The organism is Anaeromyxobacter sp. (assembly GCA_016718565.1).
In the GTDB taxonomy this organism is placed as follows: Bacteria; Myxococcota; Myxococcia; order Myxococcales; family Anaeromyxobacteraceae; genus JADKCZ01.
Map to the genome: position 1 here is coordinate 301,826 of JADKCZ010000018.1, position 13,986 is coordinate 315,811.

A 13,986-nucleotide genomic window follows, 5' to 3' on the forward strand; every position below is an offset into this window, starting at 1 on the left:
TCTATGCCACGCCGGCGCCGGCCGGGGCCACCGGGCGGGCGCAGGGCGCCGCGCGCGAACGTCGGACGCATGGCCCGAACGTTCGCCACCTGCGCGATCCTGGTCGGGCTCCTGGCCCGGTCGCGGTCCTCGTCGCGGTCCTAGTCGCGGTCCCGGTCCCGGTCGTGGTCCCGGTCGCGCCCCCGATCGTGGTCGCCTCGGTCGCCGTGGTTCCCGGGATGGCCGTCGTTGCCCTGCGAGGTGCGCCCCCCGCGCCCCCAGCCCCTGCCGTGGAGCGGCACCATGCACCCGGAGGTGGCGAGGACGGCGGCGGCGGCGGCGAGCGCGATGAGGGTTCTCATGAGACCGACCTTCCCGTGACGCGACCCGCATGGACCACCCAGCGGGGCGTTCCCCAGGAGGAGTGCACCGCACGTGCCCGTTGGCGCCGGCCCCATGGGGCTGCGCGGGCCGGGGGCTTGTACCGGGCCGGCCCGGGGGGCACCCTCGAGCCTGCCCCGCCGAAGCTGCCCAGCTGCACGCGCTGGTTGGCCCCAGGAGACCCATGCTCGAGTCGAACACCACAGCGGATACGACGCCGGTCCGGGTCGCCGTCGCGGCGCAGTTCACCCAGGAGAAGGCCAGCTCGCTCCACCAGCTCGCGCTGCGGGTTCCGCCCGGGACCAGCATCGACCTCTACTTCGGCGAGGTGCGCGAGTGCCAGGACGCGGCGCTCCTCCTGCTGGCGCGGGACGTCATCACCGGCACGGCCCACTTCGTCTTCCACGGCCTGACGCACCACCAGGCCGTCCTGCTCGGCTACCTCGGGCTGCCGGCGTGGCCGGCGCGCGGGTGGACGCCGCGCCGGCACTAGGGCGCCGCCGTGCTGCTCGTCTACGGCGCCAACGGCTACACCGGCGCCCTGATCGCGCGCCGCGCGCTGCAGCAGGGGCTGGCCCCGGTGCTGGCCGGCCGCGACGGCGCCGCCGTCGGGCGGCTGGCCGTGGCGCTCGGCCTGCCGCACCGCGCCTTCGGGCTCGACGACCCCGGCGCGCTCGACGCCGGGCTGGCCGGCGCCCGCGCCGTGCTCCACTGCGCCGGCCCCTTCTCACGCACCGCGCGCCCCATGGTGGAGGCCTGCCTGCGGCGCGGGGCCCACTACCTCGACATCACCGGCGAGGGGGAGGTCTTCGAGGCGCTGGCCGGCCGGGACGGCGAGGCGCGAGCGCGCGGCGTGACGCTGCTGCCCGGCGCCGGCTTCGACGTGGTCCCCTCGGACTGCCTGGCCGCCCACCTGGCGGCGCGCCTGCCCGGCGCGGTGCGGCTCACCCTGGCCTTCCAGGGCGGGGGCGCGCCGTCGCGCGGCACCGCCCTCACCATGGCCGAGGGGCTCCACCGGGGCGGCATGATCCGCCGCGGCGGCGCGCTGGTGGCCGTGCCGGCCGCCTGGAAGGTCCGGGCCTTCGACTTCGGGAACGGACCGGTGCGCTGCCTGACCATCGCCTGGGGCGACGTCTGGACCGCCTGGCACTCCACCGGCATCCCGGACATCGAGGTCTACATGGCGGCGCCGGCCGGCGTGCGCGCCGTGGTCCGGGCGTCGCGCCTGGTGGGGCCGCTGCTGGGTGCCCCGCCGGTGCAGCGGATCATCGCGGCGGCGGTGCGGCGCCTGGTGACCGGCCCGACCGCGGTGGCCCGCTCCAGGACCCAGGCCGTGCTCCACGGCGAGGTGGAGGATCCCTCGGGGAGGCGCGCCGCCGCCCGCCTCACCGTCGTCGACGGCTACACCTTCACGGCACGGGCGGCGGTGGCCTGCGCCCAGCGGGTGCTGGCCGGCGGGGTGCCGACCGGCTTCCAGACGCCGTCGCGCGCCTTCGGCGCCGACTTCGTGCTGTCGATCGAGGGGAGCAGGCGCGCGGACCTGGGCTGAAGGTGCCGAGGCCGGGCGCCGGCTCAGGCCCTCCAGCGCCGCGCCAGGAACCCCGTGGCCAGGTCGAGGTCGAGATCCGCCACCAGCAGCCCAGCCTGGCCGTGCGGCTGGAAGCAGAGCAGCGTGCCGTCCGGGCGCGCCACCGCCGTGGTGGTCGGCGAGCCCGGGCTGGCGCAGTTCACCGTGGCGAAGAAGCAGGTGTTCTCGGCGGCCCGACAGAGGACCGCCACCTCGTGGAAGGTGTTGCGCGGGTCGCCATAGGAGGTGGGGCGGAAGCCGCCCGGCTCGGCCTCTCCGAAGTGCGGGTGGAAGACCACCTGGGCGCCGCGGAGGGCGGCCCAGCGCACCGTCTCGGGGTAGCGCCAGCCCTCGTGGCAGATGGCCACCCCGAAGGTGAGCGGCCCCACCTGGAAGGTGCGCCGCTCCGTGCCCGGCGTGTAGATGGCCTCCTCGCTCGGGTCGAGCTGGACCTTGTCCTGCCACCCGATCGGCTGGCCGTCCGGACCGACCACCAGCGTGGTGATGCGCAGCGCGCCGTCCACGAACCGCTCGGTGCCGAGCACCACCGCCACCCGCCACCGGGCGGCGGCGGCCGCCACCGCGGCGTGGGCCCGGGCGAAGAAGGCCGGGTCGGCCGGCGGCACCGGCGCTCCCAGCGCCCGGTAGCCCGGGACGTAGCACTCCGGGAAGCAGACCAGCGCGGCGCCGGCGCCCGCCGCCTGCTCGATGGCCCGCTCGACGCGCGCCACCGCGTCGTCCGGCGTCGCCGGGAAGGGCAGGTTGGCGAGCGCGACGCGGACGGTGGGCATGGCTCTCCCCGGTGGGGGTGCTACCCCGTCAGCCAGATGTAGCCCTGCACGTCCATCAGGTCCCGGCACCCGTGCGGCGCCAGCAGCGGCGTCAGCGCGGCGCCGAGGTCCAGCACCTTCCGGTAGGTCGTCCAGTTGAGCGCGCTGTCGTAGTGCAGGTCGAGCTGCAGCCGCTCGGCGGCGGCCCTGGTGGCGACCGGCTTGAGGAAGAGGTGCCTGGCGGGCTGGGCCAGGAACGGCAGGAGGGTGGCCACCGTCCAGCTGGCGACGCGCTGCCCGGGGACGCCCGGCAGCGCCTCCACGGCCTTCAGGTAGTCGCCGAAGGTCTGCTCGTCGACCTCCGGCGCCTCCAGCACGCTGGCCAGCGCCGCGAGGAAGCCCTGCGCGGCCGGCGCGTCGCGCAGCGCGGCGGTGAGCCTGGACTTCTCGGTCGGGAAGAGGAGGTTGGTCTTGCGCTCCACCTCCAGGACGCACCGGGTGGCCTCCTCCACCTGGCCCTGCTGGAGGAACGCCCTGAGCTTGCCGCCGCCCAGCAGCGCCTCGAAGGCCTGGTGGGCCTCCCACTTGGGGGTGCGCTCCTCCGCCAGGTACCTGGCCCCCGTGAAGCCGCCCGGGTAGGCCTCCAGGAAGCCGGCCAGCGCCTGCTCCTGGTTGGTGGTGGCGTAGCGGCGGGCCGGCCGCGAGGCCGCCTTGGCCCGGGTCGCGGCCTGCTCCTCGCGCTCCTGCACCTTGGTGGCTGCCTCGGCCCACTCGCCGGCGCGCACCACGTGCAGCGACCGGACCGGCACCAGCACCGGCTTCCGCTCCGGGTGGCCGGGGAAGAGCACGCGAACGGACTCGCCCTGGGCGGCGCAGACCATCCCCACGCCCCAGCTCTCGTTGAAGCGGCTCTTCACGTGCATCCCGACCGTCGGCCGGATGGTGCTGCCTGCGCCGGTGTTGCCCTCGTCCACGTCGCCTCCCTTGGTTGCCAGTGACCCTGCACCTGCCGAACCGAAAAGTGGAGCAGGTTACCGCGTTCCGGACTTCCAGGCAGGCCCGCCGCCGACAGCCCCCTGCCGACTGGCCTTTTCCGGGACCCGGGCTCTCACTTCTCGAGCCCCAGGAGCGCGCGCCAGCGCAGCGACGCAGGCCACCGGGCGAGGCCGTTGATCGCGAAGCTCCCGGTCGGGGTGGTGGTGGGGCCCGGGTCGGCGCCGGGGACCGGCGTGATGGCAGCGCCCGGCGTGATGGCTGCGGTCGTCGGAACCACCTGCACCGCGGGCGAGGCAGGTTCGCACGGGTCACCGACGGCGAGCGCGCCCGGGGAGGCAGCGGACAGCAGGTGGATCGGTCGAGGGGTCATGGCAGCCCGGGGCGAGGCCGGAGTGGGAGCCTGAGAGGGCGAGGCAGGCGCGCCACGTCCCGGGCCGGTGCCAACGCATCGGTCATGCCAGCGGTGGAGCTCCTGGCACGAGCGGCCGGACGCCCGTGCGCCTCCTCACAGGTCGACCGGATCCCGCCGGCTTCGCCGCGCGCGCCCCGTCACCCGGGCCGGCCCACGGCGCCGCCCTGCCCTCGGACCCCAACCAGAATGAACGAGCCGTTCATCCAGACTGGCTCCATCCGGAGCCGGGCGCTCGGCGTCGATGCTGTCACCCAGCGTGCGCGCCGCCGCGCAGGTGCTTTGGGGTGGGCCCGGACTTCCAGGCCCACCTGCACGGGGCACGTCCATCATGGGGCCAGGTTCCGGGTGGCTGGATGGAGTCCGGGTCGAGGCGGCCGCCTCGACCCGCCGCGCCAGGTCTCACCTGGCGCACAGGGGGCACGGACGCCAGCCGCGGGACCCGTGAGGACGCCATGCGAGCTCCTGTCCGGGCATTCCTTCGAGGGTCTGCGGCGGTGGTGGCCATCGCGAGCTGGGCCGGGTGCGGCAGCGGCACCACCAGCGCCGACCTCCTTCCGGAGGCCAGCTGCTTCAACGGCATCGACGACAACGGCGACGGGCTGGTCGACTGCGGCGACCCGTCCTGCCTGCCTGGCGCCGAGTGCGTGGCGGCAGCCGAAGGGTTCGAGCTCGGGACGCGGGTCGAGGTGGTGGAGGCCTGCCCCGCCGCCTTCCCGGACGCCGACCTGGCGCTCGGCCAGGGGCTCCAGGCCAGCGCCACCTGCGGCGCCTGCGGGTGCTCCGCGCCGGATGCCCAGTGCTACGCCCCGATGACCACCTACGGGAGCAACGACTGCACGGGCCCCTCCATCCACGCCGCGTCGGTCACCACCGCCGCCATCTGCGTCGGCGCCGAGGCCTCCACGACCGGGATGCGGAGCATCCACTTCGGCAGCGTGCGGCTCTACCCCGGCCCCTGCCAGCCGACCAACCCCATCGCCGCCACCACCTGGACGGAGCGCACCCGGTTCTGCGGCACCATCCACCTCGGCGGCGGCTGCGCCACCGGCCAGGTGTGCGCACCAAAGGCCACCAGCCGCTGCGCGCTGGCCGGGGGTTCGCGGGCGTGCCCGGCCGGCTACGCCAAGGCCAACCAGGCGTCGTGGTACGCGGGCGTGGACGACCAGCGGCTCTGCCCGTGCTCCTGCGACGCCGCCACCGGGTTGTCCTGCGCCGGGTTCACCATGGAGCTCCTCGGCAGCATGTGCGCGGACCCGTACGCCACCGTGACCCAGGACACCTGCGAGGTGCGGGAGTTCGGGAGCCACATGGCGGCGAGGGCGCTCGGCGGCCCCGGCGGGAGCTGCGCCCCGCACGGCCCGGGCGCCATGACCGGCACGGCGCTCCCCTCGGGCGAGCAGACGCTCTGCTGCCTCCCGTGAGGGCCTGCCCGTGGCGACCACGCCTCTCGCACCTCCCCGCGCCGCCCCGGCGTCGCGGCCGCGACGCTCCACCCCGCACCGAGGAGGGCTCCCCATGAAGGCACTCCGACTCCTGCTGCTTCCCCTGGCCCTGGTCCTGCTCTCCTGCGGCGGCGGCGGCGGCGACGACGCGACCTGCCGGCAGAACACGCCGGCCCTGCAGTACCGGCTGCACCACGACGCCGACGCCACCTCCGGCCAGACCTCGCCCTCGGTGAACGCCGACACCTTCCTGCTGGCGGTGCGCTTCGACGCCGCAACGCTCCTGCCGGTCAGCTGCGGCGAGCTGGGGGCGGTCCGCTTCCACTGGTGGAGCCAGGTCCCGCTCGCCCTGGTGGTGAAGGTATTCGGCGCCGGCACCGCCACCGAGCCTGGCGCGCTCCTGTACCAGCAGGCGGTCACGACCCTGCTGTACGACGACTGGAACGTGGTGACGCTGGCCTCGCCGGTGGACCTGGTCGGCGGCGATCGCTGGATCGCGCTCGAGATCACCTCCGCCAGCCGGGGCGCCGCGTCGATCGGGATGGACGCCGGGCCCAAGGTCGCCGGGGTCAACTTCGTGTATCTGGACGGGGCCTGGCAGGAGTACCCGAACCCCTACAACTTCGGGATCCAGGCGCTGGTCTGGCACTGAGGGGGCGAGGCGCTCGAGGCGCCGACCGGCCCGAGCCCGCGGGCGCGCCCGTCAGGGGCCGTACAGCCGCCGGAACTGCCGCGGCGAGCGCCGCCGGGTGCAGCGCGTGGCCGCGTCCATCAGGCAGATGGTGAGCGCGCGGCGCTGCGCCCCGGTGGCGTTGCGACCGGAGCGGTGCCAGACGTGGTTGTGGATGAGCAGCGCCTCGCCGGCGCGCGCCGGCACCAGGATCGAGCGGGCCAGGTGGCCGCTCCGCGCGACCTGATCGTCGGAGATGACGCCGCCCTGGGGCGTCGCCCGCCCCGCCAGGTGCGTCGCCGGCACCAGCTCCAGGCAGCCCGCCTCGGCCGGCGCGTCGTCGAGCGCCGTCCAGACCTGCAGCTCCGGGTCCCGGCTCAGCCCCCAGAAGGAGCCGGCGTCCTGGTGCCAGGGCAGCTCGGTGCCGCCCTGCGCCGCCTTGGTGAAGAGCACGGCGCGGCACAGCGCCACCTCGGAGCCGATCACGGCCCGGGCGATGCGCGCGAAGAGCGGGTTGCCGATCCAGGCCGCGAACACCGGATCGAGCTCCAGCTTCTCCAGCTTGCGGTAGCTCAGCGACGGCCCCTGCCAGCCCTGGCCGCGCGGGATGTCCTCGTAGAGGCCGGTCGCGGCGTCGTGCTGGAAGAAGAGCCCCGGCTGGACCACCTCGCCGAGCATCAGCTGCTCGGCCCGCCGGCGCAGCGCCTCCAGCGCCGCTGGCGCGGCGATGGGGCCCAGCCGGGCCCAGCCGAAGGCGCGGTAGTGCGCCAGCGGCTCCTCCAGCGGGAGGTTGTCGGCACCAGGGAGCAGCATCGGGCGCCATCTTCCTGGAACGGGGACCTTCGCGCCAGCCACGAGGCGCGGCTGCTGCTCACTCCTGCCTGCCGCTCAGCATTCGCTCGGCCTTGAGCCGGCGCGCCCGGAAGAGCGCGGCCTCGCCTCGCGCCTCGTCCCACTCGCCTGCTCGCGCCTCCTCCTCCAGCTCTGGCGGCAGCTCGTCGGCGACCTCCTGGGCCTCCTCGGGCGTGAGCTGCGGGAGGTTCTCGCGCAGGAAGACGAGGTCGTCGGTCCGCAGCGCGTCGCGCATCCGCTCGCCGGGCGTTCGCTTGTCGCGGAACCACCAGAGGAGCGCGGCCACGACGACGACGGCAAGGATTGTCCCCACGACGCCGAGGGTAGCATGAGGGTCAGCGCCCGACCTCCCGTGACGCCCCGTCGGGCCCCACGGCACGAGCGACGGTCCGCTCGCGCGGACGGCCTCGTCTCCGCGTCCGAGACGACGCGACCGCGCCACCGACCCGGCCGACCGCGAGGCCGGGGGCGCCGAGACACGAACCCCGAGCGCAGCGAGGCCCGCTACAGCCCCAGCATCTTCATGTTGGCCGCCGGGTACCGCGTGCCGGCCGCGGCCCCCTTGGGCAGCGCCGCCTCCAGGCGCGCCACCTCCTCCGGCGACAGCACCACCTCCACGGCCGCCGCGTTCTCCTCGAGGGTGACGCGGCGCCTGGTGCCGGGGATGGGCACCACGTCGGTGCCCTGGCCGAGGACCCAGGCGAGCGCCAGCTGGGCCGGCGTGACCCCCTTGGACCGGGCGACCGCCTGCACCTGGTCCACCAGGGCCAGGTTCTGCTCGAAGTGCACGCCCTGGAAGCGCGGGTTCAGGCGACGCCAGTCGCCCCTGGGCAGCTCGTCGGGGGACCGGAACCGGCCGGTCAGGAAGCCCCGGCCGAGCGGGCTGTAGGGCACCAGGCCGATGCCCAGCTCGCGCAGGGTCGGCAGGATCTCCTCCTCGAGGTCGCGGCTCCAGAGCGAGTACTCGGTCTGCAGGGCGCTGATGGGGTGGACGGCGTGGGCGCGGCGGATGGTGGCCGGGCCGGCCTCCGAGAGGCCGAGGTACCGGACCTTGCCCGCCTGCACCAGCGCGGCCATGGCCCCGACCGTCTCCTCGATCGGCACGGTCGGGTCCACGCGGTGCTGGTAGTAGAGATCGATGCACTCCACGCCGAGGCGCCTGAGCGAGGCCTCGCAGGCCTCGTGCACGTACTCGGGGCGCCCCGAGACCCCGAGGAAGGCGCCGTCGGGCGCGCGCCGGTTCCCGAACTTGGTGGCCAGGACCACCTGCTCCCGCCGGCCGCGCAGGGCCCGCCCCAGGAGCTCCTCGTTCTTGAACGGCCCGTACATGTCGGCGGTGTCGAGGAGCGTGATCCCCAGCTCGAGGGCGCGGTGGAGGGTGGCCACCGACTCCTGGTCGTCGGTCGGCCCGTAGAAGTCGCTCATCCCCATGCAGCCGAGCCCCATCGCCGACACCACCAGCCCCTGCGTCCCGAGCTTCCGCTGCTCCATGTCGCCGCTCCTTCTCCCCGTGGTCGGGGGGCCGTGCCCTTCGGGGACCAACCCACCCCGGCGCCAGAGCCTACCTCGGCTCGCCGTGGAGCACGTCCTCGGCATGGTCCGCCAATACCGCCACCCGGCGGAGCAGCCGCCTCGTCACGAGCCGGTGGCCGCCACTCCCGATGACGGCGGCCCGGTAGAGCCGGCCGAGGAGGCCGGGGAACGCGGCGTCGGTCCGCGCGCGCAGCGACTCGCCGCCCAGCTCGAAGGTCAGCGCGTAGCTCGCGAAGCGGTGGCGACCGCGCAGCACGAGCCGCCGCCCGGGCTCGGACCCGACCACGCGGAAGCCAGCCAGCGCCTCGCCCACCCGGCCGGAGAACCCGGGCGTGCCCTCCGAGGGCTCGCAGCCGAGGAGCCGCGCGAGCGGCACTCGCCCGCCCAGGCCGCGAGCGAGGATGGCGAGCAGCGCCGCCCAGGTGGCCTCGGCCGTGGCGTCGCATCGCTGGTGGTGCTCGTCGACGAAGGGAAGGTCATCCATGGTCGCGCCTACCCATCCTGCTGGTGCGTACCCACGGGCGCCAGCGCCTTCCGGTTCCGGCGGGCAGGCCCCTGAAACACGAAACCCCCGACCGCAGTGCGCGATCGGGGGCCTCAAGTGGTTGCGGGGCCAGGACTTGAACCTGGGACCTTCGGGCTATGAGACCTTACTCATGGTGCGGGCAGACGGGCGAAGTCGTTCGGGTTTTGCTGGGAGAGAGCGGAGTTGCGATCTAGCCTAGATGACGTGAGTCGACAGGAAGTGACGTGATCGGCCCTGAATCTGGTCCCGGTTTTGACCCAGGTTCGGTGAGCCAGCGACCCGATGGGCGACTGGCCTGGGGCCGCTCTGCTCGGCGGGTAGCGCGCTCACGCCCCTTTGTTACCCGCCCGCAGGATACTCGCGGCAAACGGCGTTCAGTCCTTCGAGTACCGCGGGCAGGTCGGTCTGGTCGAGGTCGAGACGGAAGTCCAGGCTGTTCCCGGTGCCGGGAACGTCCTGAACTACCCCGCGAACAGTCATGTGCCCGAGACCATCCGTCTTCATGCGGAGGGAGAGCCATGTCTCCATCGTTTCGAAGGCAGCTTCACCCTTCAGCGTCTCGTAGAGTCGAGCCAATTCGTCGCGCCACCTGACCAACTCCTCGGCGCGTAGGTCTGCGTCCACCCGGCCCTCGAAACTACCGACCCGGAGTTGGACCCTGGCTACCAGCCATCTCGCGTCCCACGAATCAGCCGCCATGGCGTGGGCTCGTCGCAGAATGCTGACGCGAACATGGTCGCTGGCAGTTCGACCAAGCTGGAAGTAGAGGGGCTCTGCTGGTGTCATGGCTCTCCGGCGTGAGGCTTGGCTGCTTGCCACGTGGAAGAGGTAGGCCCCTACCCCTTCGCCGACGCCCCGTGCAGCTCCAGTCCGAGCGCTCGGATGACCCGCATCACCGTGCCGAACTCCGGGTTCCCGTCGGGCGAGAGCGCCTTGTAGAGCCCCTCCCGCGTGAGCCCCGTCTTGCGGGCGAGCCCCGTCATCCCGCGAGCGCGCGCGATGTTGCCGAGCGCCGCCGTGATGAAGGCGGGATCGTCGCGCCCCTCCTCCAGGCAGGCCTCCCAGTACCGGGCGATGTCCGCCCCGGTCTTGAGGTGCGCCGCCGAGTCCCACTTCTTGAGCTTGAGCTTGCCAGCCATGACCGACTCCTAGACCTGCTTCGCCAGTTCCCTCGCCAGCTCGATGTCCTTCGCCTGGGATCCCTTGTCGCCACCGGCCAGGAGGAGAATCAGTTCGTGCCCTCGCTGGACGAAGTAGACGCGGTACCCGGGGCCATGGTCGATCCGCATCTCCGAGACGCCGCCGCCCACGGCCTTGCAGTCCCCGAGGTTGCCCGCCTCCGCCCGGTCGATCCGGACTTGGATCCGTGTCGCGGCCATCCGGTCCCGGAGCCGTCCGAACCATCGATCGAAGACGGCTGTCGTGAGGATGACGGCCACGGTCAGATCATGCTGACTCGAGGGCCGGGTGTCAACCATGGTTCACACCTCGCGGGCCGAGGACGACAAATGGGACCGACCTATGAGAGCAAGCGCAGGAGGGCCTGAACGGTATTGAGCGAGGCAAGGACCACGCCGCCGAGCGCGCTGGCGTTGAGCATCCACCGGCCGGCCTGACGTGAGGTCCAGAGGAAGTACGCCGCCCCCGCCGACGCGACGATCGCCACGGTCAGGATGAATCCATAGTCCGGGCCGGGGGCAAATCCGACGCCCAGCGCCACTGCCAAGAGCCCCATCCCGACGGACAGCCTTCCCATGGTGCACCCCCTTGAGCCTCGCCGGCCTCAGAGGCGTGACTCCACTCGATCGGACTCGCAGAGCCGGTCAGAGCTTGCCCAGGGTCTCAAGGGCCACAGTCATGAGCCGGGGCCCCATCATCGAGGACATCGCGCGCGCCGCGGCTGGTTCTCCCTGGAGGTTCTCCACGAAGGACTGCTGGACGAGCTCCTTGACCTCGAGGTCTCCCTCTTCCAGTGAGCGCTCCAGGACGGACAACAACACACCGACCTCATGGCGATGCTCAGTCTCTTTCACCTTGGTCACGGCCAAGCGCGTGACGTCGCCCATGAACACATGGGGAAGAAGTGAGCCGTTGTCAGCGACGTGGTCCTCCAGCAGGCGCCGTGCCCCCGGCAACACCTGCACAACGGCTTCAACGAATTCTCTGACGCCCATCGCCGCCTGACCTTCCGCCCTTACCCTTCGTGCCCTCACCGATGGCCGCATCCTGGCCACGCTCGACTATGACTTCGGCGAACTCGCCATCGTCCGAGGCCTACCACGCGCGGGCAGCCTCCGTCTGTGGGTGCGTCGGCCGGAAGCCTGTTCGTCTACGCTGTGCCCCTCCAGGTGCGGTTCGGTATCCTGCTGTTCTCCTGTGGCGCCGCCGAATGCGACTGCGTTCGCCACGTAGCGGCCGTCACCGTACGAACCACCGGCGGGAACTCCGAGCCGACCCAGGGGCCCCAGCGCCGCGCCGGTGCGGTGGTCCTGCTCTTCGCCGGCCTCATGGCGGCCATGGCAGGAGTCCAGGCGGCGCTACCCCGCCGCCAGCCGGCCCCTGAGGGCACCTTCGGGATCGACACTTACAGTGGGCGTTGGACGTGGCTTGCCTCGGCGTCCGGTCGGGCGGGGATCACGGCCGGGCGGTGAGTTCCCGGGACGGACCGAACTTTACCCGTGGTATGAATGAGGCCTGAACATCTTCCGGCCCCCCAAGGCCAGCGAGCGCGAGATGCGACAGACCTCCACCCGGGCCCGGCTTCTCCTCCTGCTCGAGTTGGCCCTTTCCGGCTGCGCAGGGGCCGGAGGTGCTCGTGCGAGGCAGGGCTCCGCCCCTGTCGGGCAAGGGCAGGCGGTTGCGCTCGTGACGCCGGGATCGACCTCTGCCGGAACCGCTCCCGTGGAGCCCGATGCCGGGTCGATCGCGATGTTCGTCACGATGGAGGGCGGCCTGATGGACTGCTACTCCACGGCCCTCCGGACGACCAACAAGAAGGGGAAGACCATGCTGCAGTTCGCCGTCCTCCCCGACGGGAGCGTGGCAGGGGCGCAGATCCTGGAGTCCACCTTCGACGACGACGCGACGAAGGCGTGCATGGTGGAGCGCCTGTCGAAGCTGAAGACGCCCTTCCGCCCGTCTGCTCCGAGGTTCCTCAAGATGCCCATCATCATCGATTAGCGTTGGACGCTTCCTAACCCTGCAAAACAAGACGGCCTCCATCGCTGGAGGCCGTCTTGATTCAGATGGTTGCGGGGCCAGGATTTGAACCTGGGACCTTCGGGCTATGAGCTCCCATAGTGAATCTTGCCCGGCACGTTGCTCCTTGCTGGACGCCACGTTGCGCCCCTCGGGATCCCTGTCTACCTTGCTCGGCTTGCCCAGGATCGGCAGCCCGTGGCCCGCGAATGGCCCGAACGAGGAAGCCCCGCCAGGCGAGGCCCGATCCCAACGCCGGGACGGCCGGAGGGGACGCTCAGCGCGCCCTGACCAGCTCCGAGATCTTGCCGAGGTCCAGGGTGCGCGCCTGCGCCTCGATCTGGGCGCGGTAGCCGCCCTGCAGCCCCTTGGCCTGGGCCAGCAGGGAGGCGAAGGCGTCCTTCAGCACGGGCCCGCTCATGGTCCGGCCGGAGGCGTAGTACCGCTTGGCCACCTGTCCGAGCGCGTGCGTGGTGGCGAAGGAGAAGGCCACGCCCGTGGCGCCAGCGCCCAGGCCGCCGAGCATCCGGCCGCCGAGCGCGCCGAGCAGGCCGCCGACCAGCTTGCGCCCGATGCCCTCGAGGTACTGGCCGGTCAGCCCGACGCCGGCAGTGGCCAGGAAGTCCTTCACGTGGCCCCGGTCGAGCTCGTACCCGTGCACCCGGCCGACCCGGTAGACCATCTTCATCTGCAGCGGGATGATGGCCATGGAGGCCAACGACTGGGGCAGGAGCTCGAGCGCGCCGTTCAGGATGGCGTAGTTTAGGATCATCGGATCGAGCACGGCGTCCGAGGCGGCGGCCTGGCCGGTGGGCTGCGGCCCGGTGGCCGGCTCGAGGGGGGTCGTGGCGAGCGCATCGGCCGTCGCCAGCGCGCCGGCCACCTGGGCCTGGCCGAGCCCGAGCGCCGCGGCCAGCCCCTCCAGGAAGCGGGTCTCGGCCGCCACCCGCAGGCCGTCGGCCTCGCAGACGCCGGCCGCCAGCTCGTAGGCGAGCTGCCGGTGCTCCGGCTGGGTCAGCTGCCCCGCCGCGGCCTCCACCGTGGCGCGCCCCAGCAGCACCTCCTGGAGCACCGCCGCCAGGTTGGCCTCACCGGCCAGCGACCCGGCCACCCGCCGGAGCTCCTCCCGCTCGCCGTCGCCCTGGTTGCCGTCGGCGAAGGCCGCCAGGGCGGCGATGGTGAGGACGGCCTGCTGCTCGGTCTGGTTCATCGATCGGCTCCCGGGAGGCGTACGGGAAGAGTTTGCCGCCGGCGGCCCGGCCACGAAAGAAGAAAGTTTCGAGCCGACACTGCGATATTATGAGCGGCCTCCAGCATGCCCGCCCAGCTCCGACGGCCGCCGCCGGACCAGGGCCAGGTGCTCGCGGAGCACCTGGAGCTCGTCGCCGGAGGAGAGGGGCAGCTCGACCGCCTCGGCGCCCTGGTCGATGACGTCGAGCCGCGCCAGGAGCGGGGCCCTGTCGCCCTGCGCCTGGAGACTGGCGCAGCACGTCCCGCTCCAGCTCCAGCAGCGCGGCGCAGGCAAGGTGGAGCCGGAGCCGCCACCGGTGGACGGCGGGGACCGATTCGACGCTGTCGCCCGTCCTGCAAGCCTGCAGGCTCGCCCATCTTCCGGCTCCCCTCCCCCCTATCCCGGGCGTGGCTCGATGCTTCGCAGGGC

Annotated in this window: 18 protein-coding genes; 5 read left to right on the top strand and 13 right to left on the bottom strand. The window is 73.0% G+C overall.

Annotation, left to right across the window (positions count from 1 at the left end; genetic code table 11):
- Positions 1 to 140 precede the first annotated feature (140 nt).
- Positions 141 to 341: a hypothetical protein gene (locus IPO09_20420; GenBank protein ID MBK9519645.1), complete on the bottom strand. Its 201-nt coding sequence runs from the start codon at positions 339 to 341 to the stop codon at positions 141 to 143.
- 203 nt (positions 342 to 544) lie between these two features.
- On the opposite strand from IPO09_20420, the gene IPO09_20425 reads away from it, so the two are divergent.
- Both IPO09_20425 and IPO09_20430 read left to right on the top strand, forming a co-directional pair.
- Entirely contained in the window at positions 545 to 853 is a 309-nt protein-coding gene (locus tag IPO09_20425) for a hypothetical protein (GenBank protein MBK9519646.1), read from the top strand.
- Positions 854 to 862: 9 nt separating this feature from the next.
- Positions 863 to 1,909, top strand: a complete 1,047-nt coding sequence (locus IPO09_20430; protein MBK9519647.1) for a saccharopine dehydrogenase NADP-binding domain-containing protein — start codon at positions 863 to 865, stop codon at positions 1,907 to 1,909.
- A gap of 23 nt (positions 1,910 to 1,932) precedes the next feature.
- Here the strand turns inward: IPO09_20430 and IPO09_20435 are convergent, their stop codons facing one another.
- Together IPO09_20435 and IPO09_20440 are read right to left on the bottom strand one after the other, a co-directional pair.
- Complete coding sequence (locus IPO09_20435; GenBank protein ID MBK9519648.1) at positions 1,933 to 2,718, bottom strand: carbon-nitrogen hydrolase family protein; 786 nt, start codon at positions 2,716 to 2,718, stop codon at positions 1,933 to 1,935.
- Positions 2,719 to 2,738: 20 nt separating this feature from the next.
- Positions 2,739 to 3,671: a hypothetical protein gene (locus tag IPO09_20440; GenBank protein MBK9519649.1), complete on the bottom strand. Its 933-nt coding sequence runs from the start codon at positions 3,669 to 3,671 to the stop codon at positions 2,739 to 2,741.
- A gap of 928 nt (positions 3,672 to 4,599) precedes the next feature.
- On the opposite strand from IPO09_20440, the gene IPO09_20445 reads away from it, so the two are divergent.
- Together IPO09_20445 and IPO09_20450 are read left to right on the top strand one after the other, a co-directional pair.
- The gene (locus IPO09_20445; GenBank protein MBK9519650.1) at positions 4,600 to 5,526 is read left to right on the top strand and encodes a hypothetical protein; all 927 of its coding nucleotides are present in this window, start codon (positions 4,600 to 4,602) and stop codon (positions 5,524 to 5,526) included.
- A 94-nt stretch (positions 5,527 to 5,620) separates the two neighbouring features.
- A complete protein-coding gene (locus IPO09_20450; GenBank protein ID MBK9519651.1) occupies positions 5,621 to 6,199 on the top strand; it encodes a hypothetical protein in 579 nt (192 codons plus the stop codon).
- A gap of 51 nt (positions 6,200 to 6,250) precedes the next feature.
- Here IPO09_20450 and IPO09_20455 read toward each other — a convergent pair whose 3' ends face one another.
- The 8 genes from IPO09_20455 to IPO09_20490 form a co-directional block, all read right to left on the bottom strand.
- Complete coding sequence (locus IPO09_20455) at positions 6,251 to 7,030, bottom strand: phytanoyl-CoA dioxygenase family protein (GenBank protein ID MBK9519652.1); 780 nt, start codon at positions 7,028 to 7,030, stop codon at positions 6,251 to 6,253.
- A gap of 58 nt (positions 7,031 to 7,088) precedes the next feature.
- The gene (locus tag IPO09_20460) at positions 7,089 to 7,382 is read right to left on the bottom strand and encodes a hypothetical protein (protein MBK9519653.1); all 294 of its coding nucleotides are present in this window, start codon (positions 7,380 to 7,382) and stop codon (positions 7,089 to 7,091) included.
- A 191-nt stretch (positions 7,383 to 7,573) separates the two neighbouring features.
- Positions 7,574 to 8,560 (bottom strand): aldo/keto reductase, encoded by a 987-nt coding sequence (locus IPO09_20465; protein ID MBK9519654.1) that lies wholly within the window; start codon positions 8,558 to 8,560, stop codon positions 7,574 to 7,576.
- A 70-nt stretch (positions 8,561 to 8,630) separates the two neighbouring features.
- Positions 8,631 to 9,086, bottom strand: a complete 456-nt coding sequence (locus tag IPO09_20470) for a hypothetical protein (GenBank protein ID MBK9519655.1) — start codon at positions 9,084 to 9,086, stop codon at positions 8,631 to 8,633.
- An 878-nt stretch (positions 9,087 to 9,964) separates the two neighbouring features.
- Complete coding sequence (locus IPO09_20475) at positions 9,965 to 10,267, bottom strand: putative addiction module antidote protein (GenBank protein ID MBK9519656.1); 303 nt, start codon at positions 10,265 to 10,267, stop codon at positions 9,965 to 9,967.
- Positions 10,268 to 10,276: 9 nt separating this feature from the next.
- A complete protein-coding gene (locus IPO09_20480) occupies positions 10,277 to 10,567 on the bottom strand; it encodes a type II toxin-antitoxin system RelE/ParE family toxin (GenBank protein ID MBK9519657.1) in 291 nt (96 codons plus the stop codon).
- An 80-nt stretch (positions 10,568 to 10,647) separates the two neighbouring features.
- Complete coding sequence (locus IPO09_20485) at positions 10,648 to 10,884, bottom strand: hypothetical protein (protein ID MBK9519658.1); 237 nt, start codon at positions 10,882 to 10,884, stop codon at positions 10,648 to 10,650.
- A gap of 67 nt (positions 10,885 to 10,951) precedes the next feature.
- Entirely contained in the window at positions 10,952 to 11,302 is a 351-nt protein-coding gene (locus IPO09_20490) for a hypothetical protein (protein MBK9519659.1), read from the bottom strand.
- A 754-nt stretch (positions 11,303 to 12,056) separates the two neighbouring features.
- Between IPO09_20490 and IPO09_20495 the strand changes: the two genes are divergently transcribed.
- A complete protein-coding gene (locus IPO09_20495) occupies positions 12,057 to 12,308 on the top strand; it encodes an AgmX/PglI C-terminal domain-containing protein (GenBank protein ID MBK9519660.1) in 252 nt (83 codons plus the stop codon).
- Positions 12,309 to 12,603: 295 nt separating this feature from the next.
- On the opposite strand, the gene IPO09_20500 is transcribed toward IPO09_20495, so the two are convergent.
- Together IPO09_20500 and IPO09_20505 are read right to left on the bottom strand one after the other, a co-directional pair.
- A complete protein-coding gene (locus tag IPO09_20500) occupies positions 12,604 to 13,536 on the bottom strand; it encodes a GTPase (GenBank protein MBK9519661.1) in 933 nt (310 codons plus the stop codon).
- 87 nt (positions 13,537 to 13,623) lie between these two features.
- Positions 13,624 to 13,851 carry a hypothetical protein gene (locus IPO09_20505; protein ID MBK9519662.1) on the bottom strand — a complete coding sequence of 76 codons (228 nt, stop codon included), beginning with the start codon at positions 13,849 to 13,851 and terminating at the stop codon, positions 13,624 to 13,626.
- Between the last annotated feature and the right edge of the window lie 135 nt (positions 13,852 to 13,986).